This window comes from Bacillus paralicheniformis, assembly GCF_002993925.1.
GTDB classification, from domain to species: domain Bacteria; phylum Bacillota; class Bacilli; order Bacillales; family Bacillaceae; genus Bacillus; species Bacillus paralicheniformis.
Genome location: NZ_CP023665.1, coordinates 958478 through 982607, shown reverse-complemented (window position 1 = coordinate 982607; position 24130 = coordinate 958478). Strand labels below are relative to the sequence as shown.

26 protein-coding genes and 1 pseudogene are annotated in these 24130 nt (G+C 46.9%); 10 read left to right on the top strand and 17 right to left on the bottom strand.

The features are described 5' to 3' along the window. Positions 1–327: 327 nt before the first annotated feature. Positions 328–597 (bottom strand): YfhJ family protein, encoded by a 270-nt coding sequence (locus tag CP943_RS04920; protein WP_020450622.1) that lies wholly within the window; start codon positions 595–597, stop codon positions 328–330. Between the two features lie 130 nt (positions 598–727). Between CP943_RS04920 and CP943_RS04915 the strand changes: the two genes are divergently transcribed. Together CP943_RS04915 and CP943_RS04910 are read left to right on the top strand one after the other, a co-directional pair. Continuing rightward, positions 728–877 carry a small, acid-soluble spore protein K gene (locus CP943_RS04915; protein WP_003179924.1) on the top strand — a complete coding sequence of 50 codons (150 nt, stop codon included), beginning with the start codon at positions 728–730 and terminating at the stop codon, positions 875–877. Between the two features lie 68 nt (positions 878–945). Beyond that, positions 946–1074 (top strand): YpzG family protein, encoded by a 129-nt coding sequence (locus CP943_RS04910; RefSeq protein WP_369878957.1) that lies wholly within the window; start codon positions 946–948, stop codon positions 1072–1074. Between the two features lie 29 nt (positions 1075–1103). Here the strand turns inward: CP943_RS04910 and CP943_RS04905 are convergent, their stop codons facing one another. After that, positions 1104–1418, bottom strand: coding sequence for a YfhH family protein (locus tag CP943_RS04905; RefSeq protein ID WP_025810180.1), 315 nt, complete (start codon positions 1416–1418; stop codon positions 1104–1106). Positions 1419–1422: 4 nt separating this feature from the next. After that, positions 1423–2214 (bottom strand): recombination regulator RecX, encoded by a 792-nt coding sequence (gene recX / locus CP943_RS04900; RefSeq protein ID WP_020450621.1) that lies wholly within the window; start codon positions 2212–2214, stop codon positions 1423–1425. A gap of 68 nt (positions 2215–2282) precedes the next feature. Here recX and CP943_RS04895 point away from each other — a divergent pair. From CP943_RS04895 to CP943_RS04880, 4 genes and pseudogenes are all read left to right on the top strand, one after another. Then, positions 2283–3182, top strand: a pseudogene (locus tag CP943_RS04895) (TIGR01777 family oxidoreductase). Between the two features lie 266 nt (positions 3183–3448). Further along, positions 3449–3979, top strand: a complete 531-nt coding sequence (locus tag CP943_RS04890) for a GNAT family N-acetyltransferase (protein ID WP_020450619.1) — start codon at positions 3449–3451, stop codon at positions 3977–3979. Positions 3980–4046: 67 nt separating this feature from the next. Further along, positions 4047–4160: a YfhE family protein gene (locus CP943_RS04885; protein ID WP_023856002.1), complete on the top strand. Its 114-nt coding sequence runs from the start codon at positions 4047–4049 to the stop codon at positions 4158–4160. 68 nt (positions 4161–4228) lie between these two features. Next, positions 4229–4423, top strand: coding sequence for a YfhD family protein (locus CP943_RS04880; RefSeq protein ID WP_020450618.1), 195 nt, complete (start codon positions 4229–4231; stop codon positions 4421–4423). A gap of 33 nt (positions 4424–4456) precedes the next feature. Here the strand turns inward: CP943_RS04880 and CP943_RS04875 are convergent, their stop codons facing one another. The 7 genes from CP943_RS04875 to CP943_RS04845 all read right to left on the bottom strand — a co-directional run bounded on the left by CP943_RS04875 (position 4457) and on the right by CP943_RS04845 (position 12226). Further along, a complete protein-coding gene (locus CP943_RS04875; protein WP_023856444.1) occupies positions 4457–5035 on the bottom strand; it encodes a nitroreductase family protein in 579 nt (192 codons plus the stop codon). A gap of 102 nt (positions 5036–5137) precedes the next feature. Further along, positions 5138–6034 (bottom strand): PhzF family phenazine biosynthesis isomerase, encoded by an 897-nt coding sequence (locus CP943_RS04870; protein ID WP_105980823.1) that lies wholly within the window; start codon positions 6032–6034, stop codon positions 5138–5140. Positions 6035–6146: 112 nt separating this feature from the next. After that, positions 6147–8699, bottom strand: coding sequence for a bifunctional lysylphosphatidylglycerol flippase/synthetase MprF (gene mprF / locus CP943_RS04865; RefSeq protein ID WP_023856445.1), 2553 nt, complete (start codon positions 8697–8699; stop codon positions 6147–6149). A 179-nt stretch (positions 8700–8878) separates the two neighbouring features. Further along, a complete protein-coding gene (locus CP943_RS04860) occupies positions 8879–9409 on the bottom strand; it encodes a YfiT family bacillithiol transferase (RefSeq protein WP_020450614.1) in 531 nt (176 codons plus the stop codon). Positions 9410–9423: 14 nt separating this feature from the next. Beyond that, complete coding sequence (locus CP943_RS04855) at positions 9424–10035, bottom strand: NUDIX hydrolase (RefSeq protein WP_048350617.1); 612 nt, start codon at positions 10033–10035, stop codon at positions 9424–9426. After that, positions 10032–10625 (bottom strand): NAD(P)H-dependent oxidoreductase, encoded by a 594-nt coding sequence (locus tag CP943_RS04850; protein WP_026580626.1) that lies wholly within the window; start codon positions 10623–10625, stop codon positions 10032–10034. The genes CP943_RS04855 and CP943_RS04850 overlap by 4 nt, the downstream gene beginning before the upstream one ends. A 128-nt stretch (positions 10626–10753) precedes the next feature. Then, entirely contained in the window at positions 10754–12226 is a 1473-nt protein-coding gene (locus tag CP943_RS04845) for an extracellular solute-binding protein (RefSeq protein ID WP_105980822.1), read from the bottom strand. Between the two features lie 50 nt (positions 12227–12276). Here CP943_RS04845 and CP943_RS04840 point away from each other — a divergent pair, with 50 nt between their 5' ends. Beyond that, the gene (locus CP943_RS04840) at positions 12277–13122 is read left to right on the top strand and encodes a helix-turn-helix transcriptional regulator (protein ID WP_020450610.1); all 846 of its coding nucleotides are present in this window, start codon (positions 12277–12279) and stop codon (positions 13120–13122) included. Here CP943_RS04840 and CP943_RS04835 read toward each other — a convergent pair. The 4 genes from CP943_RS04835 to CP943_RS04820 form a co-directional block, all read right to left on the bottom strand. Beyond that, on the bottom strand, positions 13119–14666 hold the full coding sequence (locus tag CP943_RS04835) for a glycoside hydrolase family 43 protein (RefSeq protein ID WP_105980821.1): 1548 nt from the start codon (positions 14664–14666) through the stop codon (positions 13119–13121). The genes CP943_RS04840 and CP943_RS04835 overlap by 4 nt on opposite strands. Further along, on the bottom strand, positions 14656–16254 hold the full coding sequence (locus CP943_RS04830; protein ID WP_105980820.1) for a glycoside hydrolase family 43 protein: 1599 nt from the start codon (positions 16252–16254) through the stop codon (positions 14656–14658). Before CP943_RS04830 ends, CP943_RS04835 begins: the two co-directional genes overlap by 11 nt. A gap of 160 nt (positions 16255–16414) precedes the next feature. Beyond that, the gene (locus CP943_RS04825) at positions 16415–17275 is read right to left on the bottom strand and encodes a VOC family protein (protein ID WP_105980819.1); all 861 of its coding nucleotides are present in this window, start codon (positions 17273–17275) and stop codon (positions 16415–16417) included. Continuing rightward, on the bottom strand, positions 17247–17705 hold the full coding sequence (locus tag CP943_RS04820; protein ID WP_048350624.1) for a DoxX family protein: 459 nt from the start codon (positions 17703–17705) through the stop codon (positions 17247–17249). The genes CP943_RS04825 and CP943_RS04820 overlap by 29 nt, the downstream gene beginning before the upstream one ends. A gap of 230 nt (positions 17706–17935) precedes the next feature. Here CP943_RS04820 and CP943_RS04815 point away from each other — a divergent pair, with 230 nt between their 5' ends. The 3 genes from CP943_RS04815 (at position 17936) to CP943_RS04805 (ending at position 20090) form a co-directional block, all read left to right on the top strand. Continuing rightward, a complete protein-coding gene (locus CP943_RS04815) occupies positions 17936–18274 on the top strand; it encodes a winged helix-turn-helix transcriptional regulator (protein WP_020450605.1) in 339 nt (112 codons plus the stop codon). Positions 18275–18427: 153 nt separating this feature from the next. Beyond that, complete coding sequence (locus CP943_RS04810; protein ID WP_023855896.1) at positions 18428–19405, top strand: glycosyltransferase family protein; 978 nt, start codon at positions 18428–18430, stop codon at positions 19403–19405. A 106-nt stretch (positions 19406–19511) separates the two neighbouring features. Continuing rightward, the gene (locus CP943_RS04805; protein ID WP_026580631.1) at positions 19512–20090 is read left to right on the top strand and encodes a class I SAM-dependent methyltransferase; all 579 of its coding nucleotides are present in this window, start codon (positions 19512–19514) and stop codon (positions 20088–20090) included. Positions 20091–20239: 149 nt separating this feature from the next. Here CP943_RS04805 and CP943_RS04800 read toward each other — a convergent pair whose 3' ends face one another. The 3 genes from CP943_RS04800 to glvA form a co-directional block, all read right to left on the bottom strand. Continuing rightward, the gene (locus CP943_RS04800; RefSeq protein WP_025810194.1) at positions 20240–21832 is read right to left on the bottom strand and encodes an alpha-glucoside-specific PTS transporter subunit IIBC; all 1593 of its coding nucleotides are present in this window, start codon (positions 21830–21832) and stop codon (positions 20240–20242) included. A 15-nt stretch (positions 21833–21847) separates the two neighbouring features. Continuing rightward, on the bottom strand, positions 21848–22618 hold the full coding sequence (locus CP943_RS04795) for a MurR/RpiR family transcriptional regulator (protein WP_020450601.1): 771 nt from the start codon (positions 22616–22618) through the stop codon (positions 21848–21850). Between the two features lie 107 nt (positions 22619–22725). Next, complete coding sequence (gene glvA / locus CP943_RS04790) at positions 22726–24075, bottom strand: maltose-6'-phosphate glucosidase (protein ID WP_020450600.1); 1350 nt, start codon at positions 24073–24075, stop codon at positions 22726–22728. Positions 24076–24130 lie beyond the last annotated feature (55 nt).

Genomic DNA, 24130 nt, shown 5'->3' with positions numbered 1-24130 from the left:
GTTCCATGATGGAAGACCGAACGCTGCAGACAGAGCTTTTTTCATGACTTCACGCCGTTATGCTGCAGTCGAAACCGTGACCCCGCTCCTCTTGCGGCTCCTCCCGACAACCCGGGAATCGGCGAATGACACAATGTAATGGTCATTGATCAGGCAAGCTTACACCAGTCTTCGCTTCAACGGACAGACGGCTCCCGCTCCGGCCTCGCCTTGCCTTCACGCCCTTCATGCGCCATCCGGGCTCCTTTTGATATGCGGCGCTGGCACCGGCAATCCGGAACCAATGACAATCGCTTTCACGCCAATCATTCTTTTCGAAAGAAATGCTTAATGAAGCAGCCCGCGGCCTCCGGAGAACAGATCCTTGTAAGAAGGCTTATCATTTTGAAATAAATGCAACTTGCTGCCATAGTGCTCAATCCACTCTTTGACGACACGCTCTGTCAGCTCTTTTCCTCTGTACGGGTGGCCGGCCTTTGCAAATGTCGCCTCGAAATCCCCCCACAGCAGTTCAACCCATGTTCTGGCTTGTGCGTAACTCAGCATATGATTTTTTTCAAGAAGCGCATTTGTCAGCTTTTCAAAGTACTCTTCCACTTGGCTTTTCCCCCTTTCCCTAAGGAAAAAACTTTCTTTTTGAAAACGTCGTCCTTTTCATATACTAACCTTACGTCTTCCGAACCGAAGACGCAAACATTATGGACTTGATTGGAGGAGCCTAAAAGAGATGCGAAATAAATCAAGAGGCTTTCCGAACATGAACAACAATAAATTTGAAGGCGAGCCCCGGGCCAAAGATGATTTTGCTTCAAAGCGCCCTGACGGAAGCACAAATACTCATCCGCAAGAAAGAATGAGGGCTTCCGGCAAACGCTAAACTTTTCTGGGATGGAGTGATTTCTTTTGTGTGCAAATCGCAAACCGTATACAAACGATTTTAACCAGATGAAAACGCAAAACTATCCGCAGCCATGGGCAAACACAAAGCATGCGCGCGCGCAGGTAAACGGAGAAACGCAGCAGACCCAGGACCTCATCATTCTCCAGCGCAACACGCGCATCCGGACAAGATAACATTTGCGAAAAGGGTTTAAGCTTTTGGCTTAGCCCTTTTCTTTTAATAAAGAAATCGGCAGAGCCTCTTCATGATCAGGTGACGAAAGACGGTATCCCCAGGCGAACACGCCGTTTATATAGCGGATATGGAAATCGTCGCCCCCATCTTCGATTTCGTATACGTTGCCGGCTTTAAAATCGGCCGGATCAAGAAGGTAAGCTTTCGCCATCGCGATTTTTCGTTCGTGGACGGCCAGTTCATTCACAATCCCCATTTGTTCCGCTTTTCTTGCCTTTTCGGTCAGACCCGCGATTTCCTGGTGCAGTTCGTGTGCAGTCATTTCACTGTATCTTTTCTCCATATTCTCATCCCTTTTCATCTAAAAATTGATCAATCATGTCGATTGAAAAGCCTTTTCTGAACAGATGCTGTTTGACCTTCATTTTCGTTTCGTATGATCCGTCATAACCGCACCTCTTCATCGCTTTTTCCCCTTGCTTCTCAAGCGCTTCCCTTTCAGCGCTGTCGTCGTTTTCGTAATCCGTTTCCTGAAGCGCGGCCGAGATGACATCGAAGGAGAACCCCTTTCTGACAAGGTGCTGTTCGATGGCCTGTTTCGTCTCTTTGGAGGACAGCTTTTTTTCTTTTTTCAGCACTTTTTCCGCATGCTTGACCGCGGCCTCGACCTGATCGGAAAACGAAAACGAACTGAGCGCTTCCTGAATCAGTTCATCATCGATCCCTTTCAATTTAAGCTCTCTGAATAGGACATCGGGGCCTTTGCCGCTCGTTTTTCTGTGGGTGCTGACATATGCAGCCGCAAATTCGCGGTCGTCCAAATATTTATAACCTTTAAGCATATGCAGGATTTCTGTGATCGCGGAGTCTGCGACGTCTTTTTTCTTGAGATGGTCTTTGACTTCCTTTGTCGAGCGCATCCGGTATGACAAATAATCGAGCGCTTTTTTGAACCCTTTTTTAACGTCGTCTCCGTACTGAATCTCAATGATATCAAGCTCATCAAGCTCTTTGCCTTTTCGCAGGTCAAACTTGACGAGCACGTCCAGGTCGACGCTGAACGCATACTTTTCATCCAGAAAAATATTGACCCGCTCTTCATTGTTTTTCTGGGCAGAAATCTTTGTAATATATGGCATAAATAACTCCCTTCTTTTGTTTTCTTCTTTTACAATAAGGTTAATGATCATGAAAGGGAGGAATCATGATGAAGATTGCGATTTCCGGCGGGACGGGTTTTATCGGCAGGCATTTGACAAACGCCTTAACCGCCCGGGGACATCACGTCTATATTTTAACAAGAAAACCGGCTGAAACCGAACAAAAAAACACTTCTTACGTTCTCTGGCAAAAAAACGGCACCCGCCCTGAAACAGAGCTGACCGATATCGATGTTTGGATCAATTTAGCCGGAAAATCACTTTTCGGCCGTTGGAATGAAAAAACGAAGGCGGAAATCGCGGCAAGCCGCCTCCGCTCCGTGCAGGAGTCGGCCCGCATCATACAAAGTCTTCGGAAGAAGCCGAACACCTTCATTCAGGCGAGCGCAGTCGGCATTTACGGAACGAGTCTTGAACAGACATTCACAGAGGAATCTCCCGTCTCAGCTGAGGATTTTTTAAGCAGAACGACAGCTTCGTGGGAAAAAGCAGCCGAACCAATTGAAACGCTTGGCATCCGCACCGTCTGGATGCGTTTTGGCATGGTGCTTGGAAAAGACGGAGGGGCGCTCCCAAAAATGGTGTTCCCCTATCAATTGTTTGCAGGCGGACGCGTCGGCTCAGGGCAGCAATGAGTGCCGTGGATTCATATCGAAGACGTCGTCGGCATGATATTATCAGCGATTGAGCAGCCTCAGCTGTCCAGCCCTGTCAATGTCACGGCACCGAATCCCGTTCAGATGGAAACCTTCGGACAAACCGTCGCGAAAGTAGAAAAGCGCCCCCACTGGCTTCCGGTTCCCGAATTTGTAATAAAAGGCATCCTCGGAGAAATGAGCATGCTCGTGCTGAAAGGGCAGCGCGTTCTCCCGAAAAAAGCGCTTCAGAACGGCTATCATTTCATATATCCCGAACTGGAAGATGCCCTGCAACACCTTTTGACATAAAAGCTGTTTTCCCAACAAAAGCCTTGTAGCTTTTCCTTTCCCAGCTGCGTAAAATGTAAGTATCTTTTTAGCAGCATACAATACAGGGAAGGCAAATGGTGCGCCACCAGGTCTCTGGTTTTAGTGGGTTCGATTCCCACCCCGAATTTTTTAATGGATGTGCAAGATACGCGGACAACTGTTTCCGCAAATTAAAAAATTCCGAGGGTGGATTTATGCGTCCCGTTCTGCTGTAAAAGCCGCCCTCAAACTAAGGAGGGGCTGCCATGCTGAAGAAACGGGAACTGACCGACTGCTATGCACTTTTTGAACTGATGATTCATCCGGATGTCTTCCCTTTTGTCAGAAATAAAGCGGAGACGATTGAAGAGTATATGTTTCATGTCAAAAACATGATCGAAGAAGAAGAACAGGGAAAGCTGATATCGCGAACGATACTTGATGAATGGGAAAACCCGGTCGGCTGCATCAGCTTGTATGAAATCGAAGATCAAAAAGGCTTCCTTGGCACATGGCTCGGCAAACCTTATCATGGAAAAGGCTTGAATCAACGGGCGAAAGACGCTTTTTTTTGCGAGCTTTTTTATGAAAAGCAAATCGAAGCCGTTTTTATGAAAATCAGAAAAACAAATATGCGCTCCCTCAAAGCGGCGGAAAAGCTCCCCTATGCCGTCAAGACTGATCTTGACTGGGCCGGCAGCGATACATTTCACCTGTATGAAATTCCGAAAGATATGTACACGCTGTACAGCATGAGAACATTCGAAGAGGAAAACCGCCGGTTAAAAGAAGCTTAAAACTTGTATAAATGCCGTTGAAACGGACAGCCTGTGAATAACTGAGGTTTTGAGGAGGCTTGAAAAGATGGCTGACAAGAAAAAACGAGAGCATTTTAAATCCTCTCTGAACAAGACGCAGGAAGTCAGATATTCGCGCGAATTTAAAAGGGCTGAGCGCGCCGCAAGGGAAAAATCGTAATGCATAGCGGGAGCCTGATCAGCGAACAATAAAGCTTGACCGGCCGATTATTGATGAGGAGTGATCATATGGGCAGAAATGCAATCCACAAAAACCGTGACAAAAACAAGCAAAAGCTCCCTCAAGTTCCTGATCAGTATAAGAGAGAAGCTGACGGAGTATACGAGGAATATTCTGCTGAACTCGCCGATCAGGATGACCGCGAAGCACAAGCCCGCATGCAGGCGGCTGATAAGCGCGCGGAAAAGCGGCAGTCAAAATAATAATCGAGGCCCGGGATTCCCGGGCCTCATTCTTTAAGTTAATTCGGTCAGTAGCTGTGCTGCCGGGGTCCTGTGCTTCGCTTCAGGAATTTCCGCAGGATATCCGATCTGCAAGAGAGCTGCTACCCGCTCATCGCGCTTCAGCCCCATTAACCTGTGCAATGTTTCATGAGAAAGAACTTCCCCGCTCTTCCATACCATGCCGATGCCTTTTTCCCAAGCGAGAAGCTGAAGATTCTGGATCAAACAGCTGACGGCTGCAAAATCATCTCTTCTGACCCGTTCGTTTTCGTCTTCTTTCATAATAACGAAGAGAAAAGCCGGAACGCTGAGAATATGCTCTCTGAACTTATTGATTTGTTCTTCCTGCATATTCGGCTTGAGCTCTTTAAACGCCGCTTTTAAATTGTCGGCATGCTTTTTTTTCCCGCTTTCCGTCCCGATATAAATGAACCGCCACGGTTCTGTCAGCTTGTGGTTCGGCGCATAAACCGCATCTTCCAAGAGTTCCAGCACCACTTCTTTCGCCACCGGATCCTGTTTAAACTTTCGAATCGTTCTTCTATTTCTGACACAATCGCGAATACTTTGAATTTCCAGCGTGTCGTTCATGTGGCCGCCCCCTCAAATGAAAATGATTATCATTGTTGATTATAATGTTTACCGCTGGCGTTTGCAATGATCATCACTCGTTAAAAAAAGGCGGTATCTGTTTTACACCTCGAAGCTCTGCTTTTCAGCAAATACAGCGGTTCCTGTCATCCGCACTTTCATGATGCCGTTTTGTTCCGCAACTTCGATTTTCACTTTTCCGTCTTTTCCCATTTCCTGGCCCTGTTCGATTAGAAAATCAGTCCGGCCCTCTTCACAGAATTCCTTTCCGTACGTTTTCATATAAGCGCCCATCACTCCTGATGCTGTTCCTGTGACAGGATCTTCACTCGTTCCGGAATAAGGCGATGAAAAATGCCTGCCGTGAAGCTGGCAATCCCGATGAATCGTCTCCAGGCAAAACGGGTGGACTGACGCCCGCGGCATTTCGGTTAAAATGTTGGGGAATTCAGCTTGAACGGGCTTCATCCTGCGGATTGCGGCCAAATCTCTCACCGGCACAAGCAATGTCCATATCCCTGTGCTGCCGTAAACAACAGGCAATGCTTCATGAAAGTCCGCTTCGCTGATTCCCAGCGTTTCCGCCAGTTGGCTTCTGCTTCCTGTGAATGACTGAAAACTCGGTGGCGCCTGCTCCAACGTCACCAAAAACCGCTGATTGCCGTCAGAGGCGGTATACACGGAAAGAACACCCGCTTTTGTTTCGACCTTCAACTCCGCCCCGGCTTCGATCGCGCCTTTTTCCAGAAGCGCATAAAGTGAAGCAACAGTCGCATGTCCGCATAGATTCATTTCATGGCCCTGCGTAAAGTAGCGGATCCTTATGTCGGCCGACTCGCTCGGCAGCAGGAAAGACGTTTCGTTATAGCCTGCCTGTTCAGCGATCTTCTGCATTTCACGATCGGTCAATCCGTCTGCTTCAAGCACGATGCCCGCCGGGTTTCCCAGACCCGCCGTCTTTGAAAATGCGTCATATCTTAATACTTCAATTTGCTTCATTTTGATCCCCCATTTGTCGAGTTCGATCCTTTCCTTCCAATCATTTGCAGTATACCGCCTTTCATTGCTTCTTACAATGGCAATCTAAAAAAGACCGTTTTAAAAAACGGCCTCACTTCGTTCTCCTTCCGATCAGCCTCGTCACAAGGATCATCGTCACCGGGAGAGATCGGTTTTTCCGGTAGGCTAAATATTTTCCCCGCCAAACCGGTTTATATTTTTCTTTAAAAGACCGCAGTCCGCTAAAACTGTACATGTAGCTGACATTGTTGAAAATCACAGCGGCTAATCGCTCCGTCCAGAATGACTGAAACGATGTCCCTACATTCGATAAAGGGGCCATTCCCATATTGAAGGCCGTGTAGCCCTGTTCTTTTCCCCATTGAAATAAATAGATGAACAGCGCATCCATGATTCCTTTCGGCGCTTTCTTCGAATAGCGCATCAGATCGATGGATATTTCCCCTTCGCGGTACATCGGCATGATATTCATAAACGCGACGATCTCACCTTCTTCGCTTTTTAAAACGGCAATCGGCGCTTTCTGCAAATAATCTTCATGAAAAAACCCGAGCGAAAAGCCTTTTTCTTTTTTTCGGCCGAGCCATTCATCAGATACCTGCCTCAACTCGTTGAGGAATTCTGCCGAAAACGGCGGCTGTTCGACATGAAATGTATACCCTTCCCGTTCAAAGCGGTTGTGAATCGCCCTTAACCCGGCCCGCTTTTTTCCGGTGATTGTAAAGGTGTCAAGGTCGACAATCGCCTCTTCTCCAAGCTTGAAAAAACGGTATCCGAAATCATGATAGAGCCCCATGTCTTCTCGTTCGATCTGATAGAAAATGACAAGATACCCTTTTTGGTCAGCCGTATGAAGAAATTCTTTGATCACGAGCGGAAACGAGCCTTCCAGGCCGGACGGGTCGCCGAGCACAACGAGACGCTGGCCGACTTTGGCGAATTGAATCAGCGCATTCCCGTCGCTTGAATAAAAAAACCGCTTGTCACCTAAAAAGCCCAAATGACTCAAAGCGTTTCCGCCTTTTTCTTTTAAGAATGCCTCCAGTTTCTCCGGATCAGGAGCTTCACCGACCTCTTTCGTTTTCCTGTTAAACGTCCAGATGAAAACAACGAAATACAGCGGAACGAAAAATAATGCAAAAAACGTCGCGAAGTCGACATGACGTTCACTGTGAATGAAATAATCTTTTACGAGAATATGGCCGAGCGCCTCCCAAATGTTTGAAGCAATAATATTGTAATTCAGCAAAGTAAAGAGAAAGATAAAAGCTCCCCATGCGATTTGCCCGAATGTGTAGACAGCCCGCTCCCTTGTAAACTGCCCCCTCAGCAGAACAAACAGGACAAATACCACAGGAATCATGAAGACCGCGCTAATATTAAAACCTTTAAAAAGCGTGAACAGAAAGGCAAGAACCAAAGCGGTCAGCGTCATATAATAAGATCTCTTTGTCCTCCGATAAAGCTCCAGCGGCAGGATCAGCAAAATCAAGCCGAAACTGAGGGACAAGCCGTTAAAAAACACCAGCATGTACTTCGGAATATTCGGTATCAATGTAATCCTGTCAATCGGCAGCGCCACGGATGCGATCACAATCGCTCCGCTGCAAAACGCGATAACTGAAAGCGAACCGTTCAGCAGTCTGAATAACAGCGCTCTGTGTAAAATCAACAGAATATTGGTCGTTTCTATTGCCGGGGCAATAATCGGCTTTTCTTCGAGCTTCTTCATTGTATTCCCAGTCAAATCGGCTGCTGCAAAAATAAGGCCGAATACAAAAGGGATAAACGAATAGGCAAGCCTGTAAAGCACAATCGCCGTCAGAGTGATTTCCTGATCAACCCCAAGCTTGCTCATCCCCACCAAAAAAAGCAGGTCGAACGAACCGAATCCGCCGGGAACGAGACTGATCATTCCGGCTACAGATGCAATTGTAAAAACGCCGAGAACGGTTTTCGCATCTAAATCGACCCCCATCGTTACAAGGGAATAATACATAACCGCTGCAGCGGCAAACCACTCGATCACAGATGCACCCAAATAAGAAAAGAAGACCGAAAGCCGCATGCCTTTTTCGGCTCCTGCGCTTCTCCTCTTTTTGATCATTAAAATGATGGCCGTACCGGGAGCGATTATCGCCGTACCGGTAACAGCCAGCAGCACCCACGCTTTTTCTGTAAACAGATCTCCGGCAGGCAGAATCCCGGCAAGGACGAGAAGGCAGAGGACAGACAGCCCGAGAAGAATCGAAGACGCAAGCCATGCGATCCCCCTGATCAGCTTCTTCACATCATCAACATGCTCTTTGTAAAGGATCGTTCTCAATCCTGCACCGGACAATCCGCCGAACCCGAGAACATTGTTAAGCGAGTTGGCGATCCAGGACACCTTGATCGTCTTCCATTTCGAAACCTTCATTCCGAGGGAGCGAACCAGAACAAAATCGTATAATGTCATCGCCAAAATGGCGGCAAGTCCGAGAAAAACAAGGATAAACAGGTCAACCCGATTAATTTGATCGATAATCAAAAATGTTGCTTTAAAAGACAGCCCGGCCAGTTCTTTTTTCGCTTGAAAAAAGACAAACAAAAGAACAGCCGCCGGAATTACAATCCTTAAAATCGCCAGCGCATTTTTTTTCATGAAAAACCACTTCTCTCTAATCACAGGATAAATCCATCACGTTTGAGTGATAACTCATATATCTTACCTTAATTTACCGGCTAGAAAAAGCAAAAACCAACGATTCTGCTGTTATGTTAGTGTTAACCATCCCCCCTGAAAACAAACGGTAAACAAAAAACGCGCAGCGGCGCGTTTTTTCAGTTCCAACCCATTCTTTTTCGAAGCTCTGTAATATGGGCAATATGGTGGTGTGAGTGCCACACATAGAGAGCGAGCGCTTGATACAGCTTCATTTCCTCTCCTGTGTCAGGATAAATGTACGCTTTTTCAAAATCCGCTTCTGTTAAAGATTCAAAAAAAGCGGTCCAGCGCAGATGCAGCGTGTTCAAAAGCGCCAGCGACAAAGCCGGATCGAGCGTTCTGGCATCGGTAAGTCCGGCCCAATTCTGTTCGTCAAACGTGCGGATCAAAGGCGCCTCCTCAGTCAGTGCCAATTTGCTTCGAATATAGCCGTTCATATGGCTGTCGGCAAGATGGTGAACGACTTGCCGGACAGTCCAGCCTCCGGTCCGGTACGGCGTATCAAGCTGTTCTTCATTTAGTCCCGCCACCGCGCTACTCAGGAGATGCGGCGCTTGCTTCAGATCCCCGATCCATTTTTTCCGTTCCCTTTCTTCCGCTTCAAGCGGTTTTGAAAAAGTGCCGATCGGATATTTCAACTGATCCATTGTCTGTTCCTCCCCTAGTCGCAATACACTGCATCATGCTTTCCAAAAAGGTATTCGATCTGTTCATACGTATTCCTTGCTTCCGATAATTCAGGCAGATTCTCCAATGGGAAAAAACCAAGGTTTTGCGTTTCCATCCCCGCTTCCGCCTTGCCTCCGACAATTTGACAGGCAATAAACAGCTTATAGATGTGGAAGGCGGAAGGAGGGTGGTTGTGGCGCTTTTTATCCATGACCGCCAAAAGTTTGTGCGCCTTGACTTTCAAACCTGTCTCTTCAAGCGTTTCTTTAACCGCAATTTCTTTCGGCGTAAAGCCGATGTCTGCCCATCCGCCTGGCAGCGCCCATTTACCGTCTGCTTTTTCCTGGACAAGGAGGAGCTTATGATCTTTAAAAATCACGGCTCTCACATCGACTTTAGGTGTTTGATAGCCTGATTCTCCGGCAAAAAGCTCTTTCACTTTTGAGAAATCGGTTTCCGCATAATCGGCGATAATTTCACAGCTCAACTCGCGAAGCCGCTCAAAACGTTCACGATCAAAGTCATCTTTTGTATAGGCAAGCCCCGCCTGGGCGATGGCTTGAATTTCCTTTGCCCAATCCAGCCATTTCAGATCCTTTTTCATTCGCTGATCCCCCGATCTGCAGGAGCTATAGACCGGTAGACACGGTCAAGCCATTGCGTTCGTTTTCCGTCGGAGCTGTCTTTCACACCGGCAAACAGCAGTCGCCTTACCCGCCGTACGCCGCAAAACTTCAACATCACATCTTTAACCGTCACCCAGTCGGCATCCCGCCGCCAAAACCGCAAATACCATGATGGGGCGTCAGCCGTGTAGTAAACCGAAGCCGTAGGCGCCTTCAGCAGGCCTTTTGGCAGCTTTCCTTGATATGTATAAGCTTCTCCGGCTACAAAAACGCGGTCAATAAATCCTTTCATGATCGCCGGCATCCCGCCCCACCAAAGCGGATAAATGAAAATCAGATGGTCGGCGTTTTTGACAATTCTTCGATATTCGGCGGTTTCCGGGTCGCGCTTCATATCAGAGCGCCTCTTCTTTTCATCAAATAAAAGAACGGGATCAAACCGGTCTCTATACAAATCAATGACGTCATAAGAATGCTTACCGTCCTCAAGCGCCTTTATGACTTGATTTAAAATGGCTCCGTTGAAACTGTTTGGATTTGGGTGTGCATATATAACGGCAGTCTGCATATCGCTTCCTCCTTTTCGTCCTTTGATGGAATTATATTGTTTATTTTGCAGAATTTAAAGAAAATGAACTTGGAGCAAATATGATGAAAAACCCTTTCCTTTTGAAAAAACGGAAAGGGTTTTTCTGTTTAGTTTGCCTTTTTCAGATCTTCATTCAGCTCTTTCATAATCGTTCCGCCGCCATGCTTCTCCCATTTTACGACTGCCTTGTCAAAGCTTTTTTCATTGATTTCCCCGAGAATAAATTTGAATGTGGCGTCATCGATGATTTTCTTCAATTCTGTTCCCCTGTCCATCTGTGCGGCGGAATACAGCGGTTCGGCCGGATTCTGGACTGCGATTGCCCGGTTGTCCTCCTCAAGCTTTTCATTTTTGGCGCGCAGTGGATCTTCAGCGCTTTTTAAAGCTTGTTTATTGATGCCGATCAGCTGGTTTAACGGCTGAATTTCCGCTTCCCACAGATGGTAGTATTCCTGTTTTCGAAAATAGCCGCTGTCGCCTTTCTTTTCATAGTGTACGCCTTCTATTCCATACAGCATTAAATTGTTGAGGTCTTCTTCAGCGATTCTGTCAAAAAATGCGAGAATTTTTTTGACCTCTTCTTCAGTCTTGACGCTTGATTTCGAAATGGCGAACATCCCGCCATGACCGCCGAGCGCCCATGTGCGCTCCTTGCCGTCGGGGCCTTTGATCCGGTTTGCGATCTCAAGCTGAAATTCGGGATTCAAAGCGAGTCCCTGATCACGCAAGTTCATGGCATCGCTCATTGCGCCGATGTAGATTCCCGCTTTTCCCTGAATCACTAAATCCTGCTGCTGCGTTTTGCTTGTCACCGCGAAGTCCCGGTTCATCAGGCCTTCTTCATAAAACTTTTTCATATATGCCATTGTGTCTTTATAGGCCTCATGCTTAAAATAAGGAAACAGATTTCCGTCTTCGTCGGTCCCCCATTCATTCGGTGCGCCAAAGTACGAAGCCAAGGTTTTAAACGCTCCGAAGGTGAGATCATTGCGGTCGGCAAGACCGATCGTATTGTCTTTTCCGTTTTGATCGGGGTCCTGTTCTGTGAACGCTTTTGCTATTTTATAAAGGTCATCAACGGTTTCCGGCATTTCCAAGCCGAGATTGTCGAGCCAATCTTTCCGAATCACGACTCCCTGTCTGGCCATCGGCCTTTCTCTATAAATCCCGTAAACTTTGCCATCAACCGAGATATTTTTTAAAATGGTTTTATCAAGCGTTCTTAAATTCGGATAGTCTTTTAAATACGGACCGATTTCCCAGAACATTCCCGAACGCAGCGCGCTGACAACCGCTGAATCTTCAAGATCAGGCAATGTCATCACTTTAGGCATGCTTCCGCCAGCAAGCGTTGTATTGATCCGCTCTTCTTTTGTTGAATCCGGAACCCAAATGAGCTTCAGCTTTGTATTCGTTTTGTCTTCAATGATATCAAGCGCCTTCTCCTTCGGAGGCTGCGGCGTGTGGAGCGGTACGAGCCAATCGATTTCAAGCGCCCCGCCCTCTTCTGTTGACGCCTTTTGCTGCGTGCAGCCCGCTGAAAAAACCAAGATCAAGATCAGGCAACATAACTTTTTCATATGATCCCTCCCGCTTGATAAGAAAACGTTTTCAAGGAGGAATGCCCGACATGCTCCATCCTAAATATTTCATAGCCGAGCATTCTTTTTCGATTCAATATATGCAGAGAAAAGGATTTACCGAGATGAACGCGCCGCATGTTCATGAAGGCTATGAACTGTATTATCTGCTCAGCGGAGAACGCACGTATTTTATTAACCAAAGCGTCTATACCGCGGAAAAAGGCTCGATGATCATCATCAACCCCCACGACCTCCACCGAACGTCAAGCACGGAAGTTCAAGAGTTCGAACGCATCCTGATTAATTTCTCGCACAATTTCATTGAACCATTGCTTGAGTGCAGCCATTATCGGCTGCTTCCGTTTCCGGAACATCAAAATTTCATCGCATTTTCCCTCCGTGAACAGGCGGCAGTCGAACACCTGCTGATGGAGATGAAGAAGGAGTGCAAGCTGAAAAAAGAAGGACACGAAGATGTCGTGAGGGCGCTATTGTTTCAGCTGCTTTTTACCATTTACCGGAGCCTTGCGGGCGGCGGACGCAATCAAACACGGCCGCTTCACCCGATGGATGAAAAAATCTCGGAAATCGCTTCATATATCAATGGCAGCTTTCAAGAAACGATGACATTAAACGGGCTGGCCGGACAATTTTATATCAGCCCATCATATTTAAGCAGAGTGTTTAAAAAAGTGACCGGCTTTCATCTTCAGGAGTATATCCGGCATATCAGAATCCGCGAAGCGAAAAAACGGCTTCGTGATACAGACGAGAAAATATTGGACATCGCCGCGGATACCGGTTTTAAGCATATCAGCCACTTTAATAAAGTGTTTAAAGAAATCGTCGGCATCCCGCCGCTTCAATACAGGAAAAAAAGCAGAGACATTTAATATGCGGTATAACGGAACCAGTCAAAATCAGCGACGGCCTTTCTGCCGCTTCCGCCATTATTGGCGAATACCCCCACCATCGTTCCCGTATGTCCTTTTGCGTCACGCGACCCCTCATCGCTTAAGAAACGGGCATCATAAGTACCGCCTGCGTGATGCCAATGCTTCCCTTCATAACTGTAGTAAAAATCCCTCTTTTGCTTATTGATGACGGCTTTTAAATACAGCGGGCCGGCTTCGGCATGTTTTTCCCCAAGCGTTTTTTGGAAGCCGGAGCGATTTTCCATGACCTTGATCTTTAATCCTTCTTCATAGGTCAGACAGCATTTCAAATAATTATGCGTGCTGTAGTAGCAGACGATCCCCGCTTGCTCGCCGGACGCCGCAGGTGAAAAGTCGAGTTTCACGCCGGCGCTGTATTGGTGGTGCTTTTCCCTTCTGACGACCGTATTTTTTGCGCGGATGTCGTGTAAATCCCAATCACCTGTCCATAGCCTGAGATATCCCGGTCTTTCGGTCAAAGACCAGCCTGAATGGTCGGGATTTCTGACAAACTGCCAGTCAAGACCGAGCGTATCATCGTCAAAATCGTCGAAAGTCTTTTCATCCCATTTGACCGGAGGAAGGTTGGGAGCGCGCTGGATCAGACTCGGGCCGTTCAAGCCGTTGATGACAAACCAGCCGTCATCCTTCCATTCGACGGGATCCAAAGCGGTCTCCCTGCCAACCGTTGTATAGTTTCCCTCATTGGGCCGCCCGCATAGATACACCGCCCACCATTCTCCATTCTGGGTTTCAACGAGCTTGCCGTGCCCCGCTCTTTGAATCGGAGCATCCGGGTCTGTCTGCGTTAATATCGGGTTATACGGGCAGGGCTCATAAGGACCGTACAAATGCGTCGAGCGGGCTATCGTGATCGAGTGGGAATATCCGGTGCCTCCTTCCGCCAATATCGCATAGTAATACCCGTCTTTTTTCAGCACATGCGGCCCTTCAGGCGCCCTTCTGCCGGTCCCTTCCCAAATCTGAACCGGCTCGCCGGAAACTTCTGTACACTCGTCATTTAAAGGAAAGAGCGTGCAAGCAGGACTGAGCAGCATATAGTGTTTCCCGTCGTCATCAACAAAGTGAGACGGATCGATGCCGCTTCCTTCATCAATGAAAACGGGCTTTGAATAAGGGCCTTCAGGACGGCTGGACTTGATCATGATTTGCCTGCGGATCAGCTCTCGTCCGTTGATGACGGTCGGTCCGTTCAGCCTGTGTGTCGCGAAAATGTAGAAGGTTCCGTCATGATACGAGATATCGGGCGCCCAAATGCCGTGTGAATCATTGATATCAGACAGATCCAATCTGTCATTCTCCGTAATTCCGTGGCCGATGATCTTCCAATGGACTAAATCTTTAGAGTGGGAAATAACGATTGCCGGGAAATACTGAAACGTTGAGTTCACCATGTAAAAATCTTCCTCGACTTTGATAATTGAAGGATCTGGGTGAAAACCGGTCAACACCGGGTTCGTATATGTGTGTTCACCATTCATGACATTCCCCTCCTGCCGGTTCGACCCTGAACCAATTGATATCGCACCAGCCGTCCTGTCCGTCTGCTCCTCCGGTATCCGTGCAATATACACCTGCCTTGGCACCCGTCCATCGCCCGGGAACAGCCTGAAACGAATCCCCAATCTGTGTGAAATGACGCTGATCCATGCTGTAGCTGAAACGGCACACCGCCTGTTCATCAACAGTCACGCGCAAATAGACCGTTTCCGCCTGTACACCGTGCTCTTCTGTTTTGACATCTTCCTGCTCACCTTCCATACGGCCTTTGTATACAGAAAGCCGATAGCCGTTTTCCGATTTCGAAAAGCCGAGATAGGCGTATTCCCTTCCCATTACAGCCAAGCCGGCCAGCATAGTGTCCGAGAAGGCGTTTAGCGACAATTTGACCGTTGCTGTAAAGCTTGGGCCCGAAAATTTCTGCATCAGAAGGTTCGGCAGACGGCTCAGTTTGAACGGATGCGGGATGCCGCGGCTGTACAAGCGAAGCCGGCCGGGACTGGCGCTGAGAGAGTACCAGTCTTGCTTCGGATTCGCTTCCCATTGCCAATGAAGCGCAAGGCGATCTGAAGAAAAATCATCATTGGCATGGTCAAAGGGCTGTTTCACTTCTTTGGCGTTTGTCTTCGGCTTTTCCCATTGCAAAACAGGTTCGCCGATCCCGTCGCCGTCTATGTCTTCGCCCATCAACGGCCAGCCGTCGATCCAGCGGACAGGTTGAAGGTGCACTACTCTGCCGAATGCTCCGCGATCTTGAAAGTGGATAAACCATGATTCTTCGGAATCAAGCTCAATCCAGCCTCCCTGGTGCGGACCGTTAATCGCTGTATTTCCTTGGTGGAGGACAACCTTATCTTCATAGGGACCGTAAATCTGCTTGCTCCGCAAAACCGTCTGCCAGCCTGTCTTCACCCCTCCAGCCGGGGCAAAGATATAATAATAGCCGTCTTTTTTATACAGTTTCGGCCCTTCAATGGTAGGGTGGTTCAGCGTACCGTCAAAGACGATCTCGCCATCGTCTTCCAATGCCGTTCCGTCTTTTTTCATTCGGCAGAGATTCAGCTTGCTCTTGATTCCGATTCTGCTGTTGGCATAGGCGTGGATCAAATAGGCATTTCCGTCGTCATCCCAAAATGGACAAGGATCAATCCAGCCCTTTGTCTTTTTGACGTGTATGAGAGGCTCCCATCCTTTAAACGGATCTGATGTTTTGCTCATAAAGATTCCCTCATCAGGCGTAGCGAAATACACCAGGAATTCCCCGTTATGGTACCGAATGCTCGGCGCCCATGCTCCTTTGCCGTGAGCAGGGGCCTCGTATTCGCCGAAGGGGAGCTCGTCAAACACATGGCTGATCAAAGACCAATTCACCAAATCTGTCGAGTGCAAAACGGGAATTCCGGGAAAACAGGAAAAACTCGAGGCCGCCATAAAAAAGTCGCTGCCTTTCCGAACGACATCGGGATCTGAGTAGTCCATGAAAAGAACGGGATTGCAAAACCGCCCGCCGTCAACATTCGGATTCCAGACAGGCGGATGTTTCGCCTTGCCAGTCAGGCTTTTTGCCATCAACCTTCACCCCTGTTTCATTTCCAATTTTTCAAATTCATGTTAGCACAGCTGCCGCCCCTGAATCTTTGTTATTAATGTCTGTTTATTCTCATTCTTTGCTATTGTTGTCCTTTGATTGAATGGCATAAAAAAAAGGCGAAACTAAAGTTTCGCCTTTTCAAGCAGTCAACCTGATATCAATGCCTGAAGCCGGGTCTTTAACAAACCATGCGTTTTCTTGATGCTCAACGGCATAACCTGAGCTTTTCAGTTTTTTCACGATGCAGTCCAATTCCGCCTGACTCGGGAGAAGAACCGTGTAATATGCCATGCCTGCCGCATTAAGTGGAGCAAATGGCGCATGTTGTCCGGCCCAGATGTTTAAGCCGATATGGTGATGGTAGCCTCCGGCAGAGACGAAAAGCGCTGACATGTGTTGATAATCTCCTGTAATATCAAATCCCAGCACAGAGTGGTAAAATTCTTTCGCCAGCTTTAAATCCTTGACGTGAAAATGGACGTGTCCGATTTTTGTTTCAGGGGGAAGACCTTGCCATTCGTGACCATCGGCTTCTTCAAGAAGACCTTGGACATCAACCAGCTCCGTACCCATCACGTAGTTCCCCTGTTCATCACGCTTCCAGCCCTCGCACGGGCGGTCCCGGTAGATTTCAATTCCGTTTTGATCAGGATCTGACAAGTAAAGCGCCTCGCTGACAAGGTGATCTCCCTGGCCGAGTTCAATGCCGGAGCGGAGCAAATGCTTCACAGCCATGCCGAGCTGCTTGCGATTTGGAAGCAAAATGGCAAAATGATAAAGGCCTGCTGCCGATCTTTCAGGCAGCACAACAGCATTTGGAATTTCCTCAATAATCAGAAGCGGATTTTTCCCGTCAACTGTGAACTCCGCCGTTTTTCCGTCACGTTTTAATACTTGAAAACCGATCACATCCCTGTAAAAAGAAACCGATCTTTCAAGACGGCTCACCTTCAGCTTCACATATCCGAGCTCAGTGCCCGGGTGGATTTGCTGCGTCATCTGTTTTTCCTTCTTTCCTTGGTTTCTCCTGCCCTTTGGAACGGAATAAACCATCAAGAGACAGCATGCGGCTTCCGCTCAAGCCCAAGTATATAGACATTGCAAGAAGCGCTACATCAAATTCATAGCCTGCGCCTCCATCCGTTCCCATGAATCCGGCGGATAGCTTAACAGTGAAAATGGCCCCCAGCATGACAATCGCAAATAAAAGGCCAATCACACGCGTACCGAGCCCGAGAATCATTAAAGCCCCTCCGGCCAATTCGATAATCGCTACGATATAGGCGAGAAAGCCCGGAATTCCGACACTGCTGAAAAATCCTACAGTATTTTCAATCCCGCCTTGAAATTTTGAAAGACCGTGAAGCAAAAATGTAAGACCGGTAACCAAACGTAAAATAAATGCACCTAATTCGTATTTGTTGTTCATTATTTTCTCCTCTAGTTTATTTTTTATTTAAAAGACCAATGACGTACACCAACTTTATCCATCTATCAACATATCATCCGCATAAGAAGTCTGCAGTGTCCTCCTTTTTTCGTTCGTTACTTACTTTGTGTAAGTTAGTATATATAAATAAGAAACTTACGTCAAGACATTTTATGAGCTTTGCTCATTCATTGATATACCGTTATAATAGACCTAGAGAGGTGAGAAATATGAGCCTATCATCTTTATGTCCGAAATTCGAAAAAGGAATGAAAATGATAAGTCAGCGCTGGAATGGATTCATCATTCACCAGCTTCTTAACGGCCCGCAGCGGTTTTGCCATATAGAATCTTCCCTTCCCATCAGCGGAAGGCTGTTATCCGAAAGATTAAAAGAACTCGAACACGAAGGCATCATCCACCGGCACGTGTATCCAGAAACTCCGGTACGGATCGAATACTCCCTGACTGAAAAAGGACAGGCGCTCGAATCGGTCCTTAAAGGAATGGAAAAATGGTCGCAGGAATGGATCGATCCGGACGGCGCCAATGAACGGGAAAATCATTAAAAAAGGCGTGCATCTCAGGTGCATCGCCTTTTTGTTTTGCCGTTTTATTCCGCATATTTTTCAGATCCCCGCCTTTTTCATGCTTGCCTGAACATCAATTTTTAATCCTCATATATTAAATAGGGAAAGATTACTTCCTGAGAGGAGAAAGAAATGCGGAGATGCTTGAAAATATTAGTTCTGATTAAAACGTTTTGGAAGACCATGCCCAAACATGAAGTAAAGTATAAAATGATGAAATCTCTGGAGGAGTTTGCCGAAGTCATGTACTGGCATACAGACGGCTATCTTCCGGATATTTTGGACAAAATCCAATTTCGCCCTGATTTCATTTTCCACTACGACATTGCCTACGGCTTCTCATTATCCCCAAACATAAGGGGGCTCAAGGATACAAACATCCCCACCGGCGCGTTTGTGATCGATTCTCATTTTAATCAACAGATCAGAAGCAGCTATTTCGAAGAAAACCAAATTGATTTAATTTTTTCAGTGACAAAAGAGCATTTTTTAAATGAATATCCCCAGTATGAAGAAAAATTCAGATGGGTTCCATGGGCAGTTGATCCAGAAATATTCAAGGACTGGAAGTTGAAAAAAACGATAGACTATTTGCTCATGGGACTCGTGCATGAAGGAAACAAAAGATACCCCCCAAAAGGAAAATACCTTTTTAGGGAAGCTGTACTGCAGACCATGAAGCATGAAGAAGGGTTTGTTCACCACCCCCATCCCGGCAATGTCATAACTGATGAAGAAGAAATCAAGCAGGCTTTTTTGAATGAAAAGTATGCCCAGGAACTGAACAGGGCCAAGATATTTTTCACGTGCGGAAGCACCCTTCGCTACCCGTTGTTGAAATTTTTTGAAGCTCCTGCCTGCAGAACGTTGTTGCTGGCGGAACCAAATCAAGATATTTACGATCTTGGTTTTAAAGACGGCACCCATTTCATTGCTTGTGAAGTTGAAGACTTTTATGATAAAGCAAAATACTATCTTCAAAACGAAAAAGAAAGGCAGCGTATCACAGACAACGGCTACCGTCTCGTTCATTCGCGGCATACCTATCATGCGCGCGCACAAGAAATAGCAGACGCGATAATAGATTTTTTGGAGCAGCGGAAACGGTGATGAATGGATCCATTTTTCTTATCCGGCGGGATTGTTCCCGCACGCATTTTCTTTTCGGACATATATTTCTATTACTGATGATTTAAAAGATTTCGAGGTGAAAAACATGGGAACGGAAATGCCCGCTGAGTTTTATGATCAATTTATTGACCGACATCTGATTCCGCTTGAAAAAAGTCCTTGGAAAAAGGTGTATGAAGAAGCTGCACGTCTATTGCCGGAATCCAAAGATGAAACGATTGTTGATATTGGCTGCGGCACAGGGAGATTCGCAAAGCTTTTATATGACAAAGGATACAGAAAATATTTAGGCATCGATTTTTCCAAAGGAATGCTTGAAGAAGCCAAAAGGTATAATCCCTCGTTTACTTTCATCGAAGGGAATGTATATGACGAGGCGATCGTCCGGATGCTGCAAAAATACAATGTTTTTGTTTTGCTGGAAGTGTTAGAGCATATCGAGAAAGACAAGGCGTTTTTATCAAGTCTTCCTCAAGGGAGCGATATGGTGATTTCTGTGCCTAACTATGATTCTCGCGCCCATGTCCGCCACTTCAAACATATTGACGAAGTCATCGAAAGATACGACGGCATATTGGATTTTCAGGGCAGCGAAAAAGTCGTCATTAAAACATCTGAACAGCTGAAGAATGAAATTTACGTGCTGAACTGCAAAAAAAGATAATAAACGGGAATTGGCATGCAGCGAGCTAATGCGGATAACCTGTGAAGCGTTAGCTTGTCTCTGCATCAAAAGAGCATCCCCCAATCGTACATGCAAGTCTCCGCAACTTGCATTTGTCGTTTCAGGAGATGCTATTTTCCCCGGCACAATTATGATTGATCCAGCAGCTTCTCAACCCTTTCACGGACTTGCGGAACCGAAAGACCGATGATAATTTGCAAGGCTTTCCCGTTTCTGACGACACCGTGAACGCCAAAGGACTTAAACGTACTGTCCGGCTCCACTTTCGATTCATCATACACGCTGACTCTCAGTCTTGTCGCACAATTCGTCACTTCAGCTATGTTTTCTTTTCCGCCGAGCGCTTTGATGCAAAGAACCGCCTGATCGGTTTCATCCATTTCCTGCGCAGCAGAAACCTCTTTTTCGGACTCTTTTTTCGCCTTGTATTCTTTTTTCGAATAAAATTTGGTCTCCTGCTGCTGGTCTTTTTCACGCCCCGGTGTGGCGATATCCAATTTTACAATCAAGAACCTGAATACGAAGAAGTAAATGGCGGTGAAAGACAAGCCGATCAAAATTTGAAAAATATAAGTGCTGCCATGCTGATGAAACAGAGGGATCCAGTTGAGCGTTAAAATCTCGATTAAACCGCCGCCCATATTTCCGACAACCCCTGCAGCATACATCAAGGTTGCCATCGTCGCGGCCAAGAGACTGTGTACGAAAAACAGCAGCGGCGAAATGAACAAAAACGTAAATTCGATCGGCTCCGTGATCCCCGCAATCACCGCTGTCAGCGTGATCGGAATCAGCAGACCGGCAACGATTTTCTTCTTTTCTTTTTTGGCTGTTACATAGATCGCGAGCGCAATCCCCAGAATTCCGAAGATTTTAGAGTTTCCGTGGAGCGCGAATCCGCCTTGAGGAAAGAGCTCTTTCAACGGCTCAGAGCTTGCCGAGAACTCGCTGAGATGCTGCGCCCAATAGGTGACAATTCCGCCTTCAACTACGGCCGGGCCGAAAACAAATGGCGTGTAGATGAAGTGATGCAGGCCTGTAGGGATCAAAATTCTTTCCAAAAATGTGTAAACCCATACACCGAATGCTCCTGAGGCGACAAGGAAGCTTTGCAGCGACGCAATGCCGCCCTGCACCATCGGCCAAATCCACGCGGTCGCAAGCGCTACCGGAAGCATGATCGCAAATGAAATGATAACGACAAATGAAGAGCCTTGAAATATTCCTAAAAAATCGGGCAGCTTCTTATCAAAGTAGCGATTGTGGATATAAACGACAATCGATGAAATCAGAATCGCCCCGATAATGTTCGTATCAAGGGTTTTGATGCCGGCGATTTCCGCAAGTCCGCTTGTTCCTCCGGCTTCCTGTGTCATATCAACACCGAAAAAATCGCCCCATACTGTCAAAATGGCGCTGACAAAATAATTGAAGGTCAGATAGGTAGTAAGCGCTTCCAAACATGCCCTCGCCTGCGCTTTTTTCGCCAGTGCGATCGGAATTCCGACCGCAAACAGCAGCGGCATTTGCCTGAAGACAGTCCAGCCGCCTTCTTCAAGGATATACCAGAATTGATACCAAAAGGTGTCCTGACGGGCAAGCGCTCCCATCAGCTGCTCATTTTTAAATAATGTGCTGAGGCCCACGACGATCCCGGCAAAGGCAAATAGCAAAACCGGCACAAACATGGCGCTTCCGAATCGCTGTACTTTTTGCATCAATGCGAATCCCCCCTGTTATTCCTGATTTTTCTTTTCTTCAGCATAGTCGACATAGCTGCGAAACAGCGCTTCCCCAACGAGAAAAAAGGGCGCAAAAGCTGTCAGCTCCGTTTTTGGATAAACCGTCACCGTCTGGCTCGGCGCATAGAGATTGTAAGGCGTGAGCTGGGCGAGCAGATTATTTTTCAAATTAGTCAAAGAGATAAAAGGAATGCCTTTTGCCGACAGAGACTGTGCCTGCGGAATCAGCGACGGGGTTTCTCCTGACAGCGAAATGATGATGATCAGATCGGCCGGGCTAAAATCAGGAAACATGAGGTCGAAATCGATTTGATCTTTGATCACCGTCAAATAACGGTGCTGAGAAACAAACATTCGCTGCAGCTCATAAGCGCACGTGGTCTGAGCGGTACCTGAACCATAGACAAAAATGCGGTCTGCTTCGTCAATGAGCTGACACATCTTGCGCAAATCCGTATTTTTCAAATACTTCATGCTTGCTTCCATATCCCTCATGAGGCATTCAAAGGAACGGCAATCTTCCCGCTCTTCTTCCCGTTTCTCGGCCTCCCATTTCAGAAACACCCTGAACTCACTGTACCCGCTGAAATCCAATTTTTGAGAAAGCCTTAAAATCGATGTGCGGGATACGTTGCATTTCTTTGCTAATTCGTTGATGCCCAGCTTGTAGCAAGTGTCTTGATGGTTCAAAATATATTTCAAAACATGAAAGTCGTTTTCGTTCAATTTTTTATAATGCTTGTTCATTAATTCTTCCAACTGCATCATTTTCACCCCATTTATTCTCTGTCTCTATTATATAAAATACGAGAATAAATGGGAGATATGCCTGGGCTGGCCGGTATGGCTCAGGAGCCCAGGCGCTTTTATCCTTAAAGCGACGGCTGAAGATGTTCCGCGGAGAGCTCCGGCCAATATGCTTTGTTCGCTTCAATCAGATCATCGAGAATCAGTTTGGCTGTTCTTGCATTCGGCACGGTGCGCGACAAAATCAGAGCCTGCCAAAGCTTTTGATACGATTTTTCAATCCAGGCTTCAACGACAAGCTTTTCAACAGACACCTGCTGTTCCATCAGCCCTTTTTGGAACTGCGGTATCTTGCCGATTGTGATCGGCTCCGGACCGTTTTTGCCGACAATGCAAGGCACCTCAACCATCGCCGATGAATCGAAGTTTTGGATCGCTCCGTTATTTTCAACAATTAACAGCATCCGTTCACCGGTATTAAAAGCAAGGGCGCGCGCAAGGTCGACAATATATGAAGCATGATCATCAATTTTGATTTTGCTGCCGGCGCTGGATTGGGCTTTTGCGATTTTTTCACACTCGCCGAAAATGAATTTTTCCCGCCCTTCCATTACTTCGTTCGCCCGCGTGAATTCAGGGTTTGATTTTTTCACCATGTCATCGGGATAAAAATAATATTGCAAATACGTATTTGGAAGCGTCTCAGGATCGAGTTCATATACTTCCCTCGCTTTTTTGAACGTGTCGTTCCAGCTGGCCTCAGCCTTTTCATGTTCGTGTTCAGGAATATAGCCGAACTTCCCGACGTGCTCCTTGATCGCCGGCATCAGATCATTGCCGTTTTTATCACAAATTGATGTCCACCAGCCAAAATGATTAAGACCGTAATAACGGACGACCATCTCTTTTCGTGATGACAGCCCGAGAATTTGAGCCATCCTGTCTTCGATACCGATCGGCATATCGCAAATGTTCAGCACTTTTGATGTCGGCCGCAGCCTTCTCGTCGCTTCGGCAACGATTGCAGCCGGGTTTGAATAGTTCAGCATCCACGCATCAGGTGAATAAGTTTCCATATAATCAATGAGCTCAAGGACGCCGCCAATCGACCTCATTCCGTACGCAATCCCTCCGGGTCCGCACGTCTCCTGGCCGACGACTCCGTATTTCAGAGGGATCTTTTCATCGAGCTCGCGCATCGCATATTTGCCCACTCTGATATGAGCCATGACAAAATCAACATCGGAAAACGCCTCTTCCGGATCGGTTGTCGCTAAAAATTGAATGTGCGGAGCCCTTTCTCGAACCAACACTTCACAGGCGCCGGCTATCTTGTCTTGCCGCTCCCCATCATTGTCATACAATTTCAGCTGTCGGATCGGGAAATCATCCAAATTGTCCAAGAGCATCAATACAATCCCCGGGGTAAATGTGCTTCCTCCGCCTGCAATGACAATCGAATACGTTTTATCCATTTTTAAAGCCCCCTTATAAGCGTTTACAATTTACTTATATCATGCTGAAGGAGCC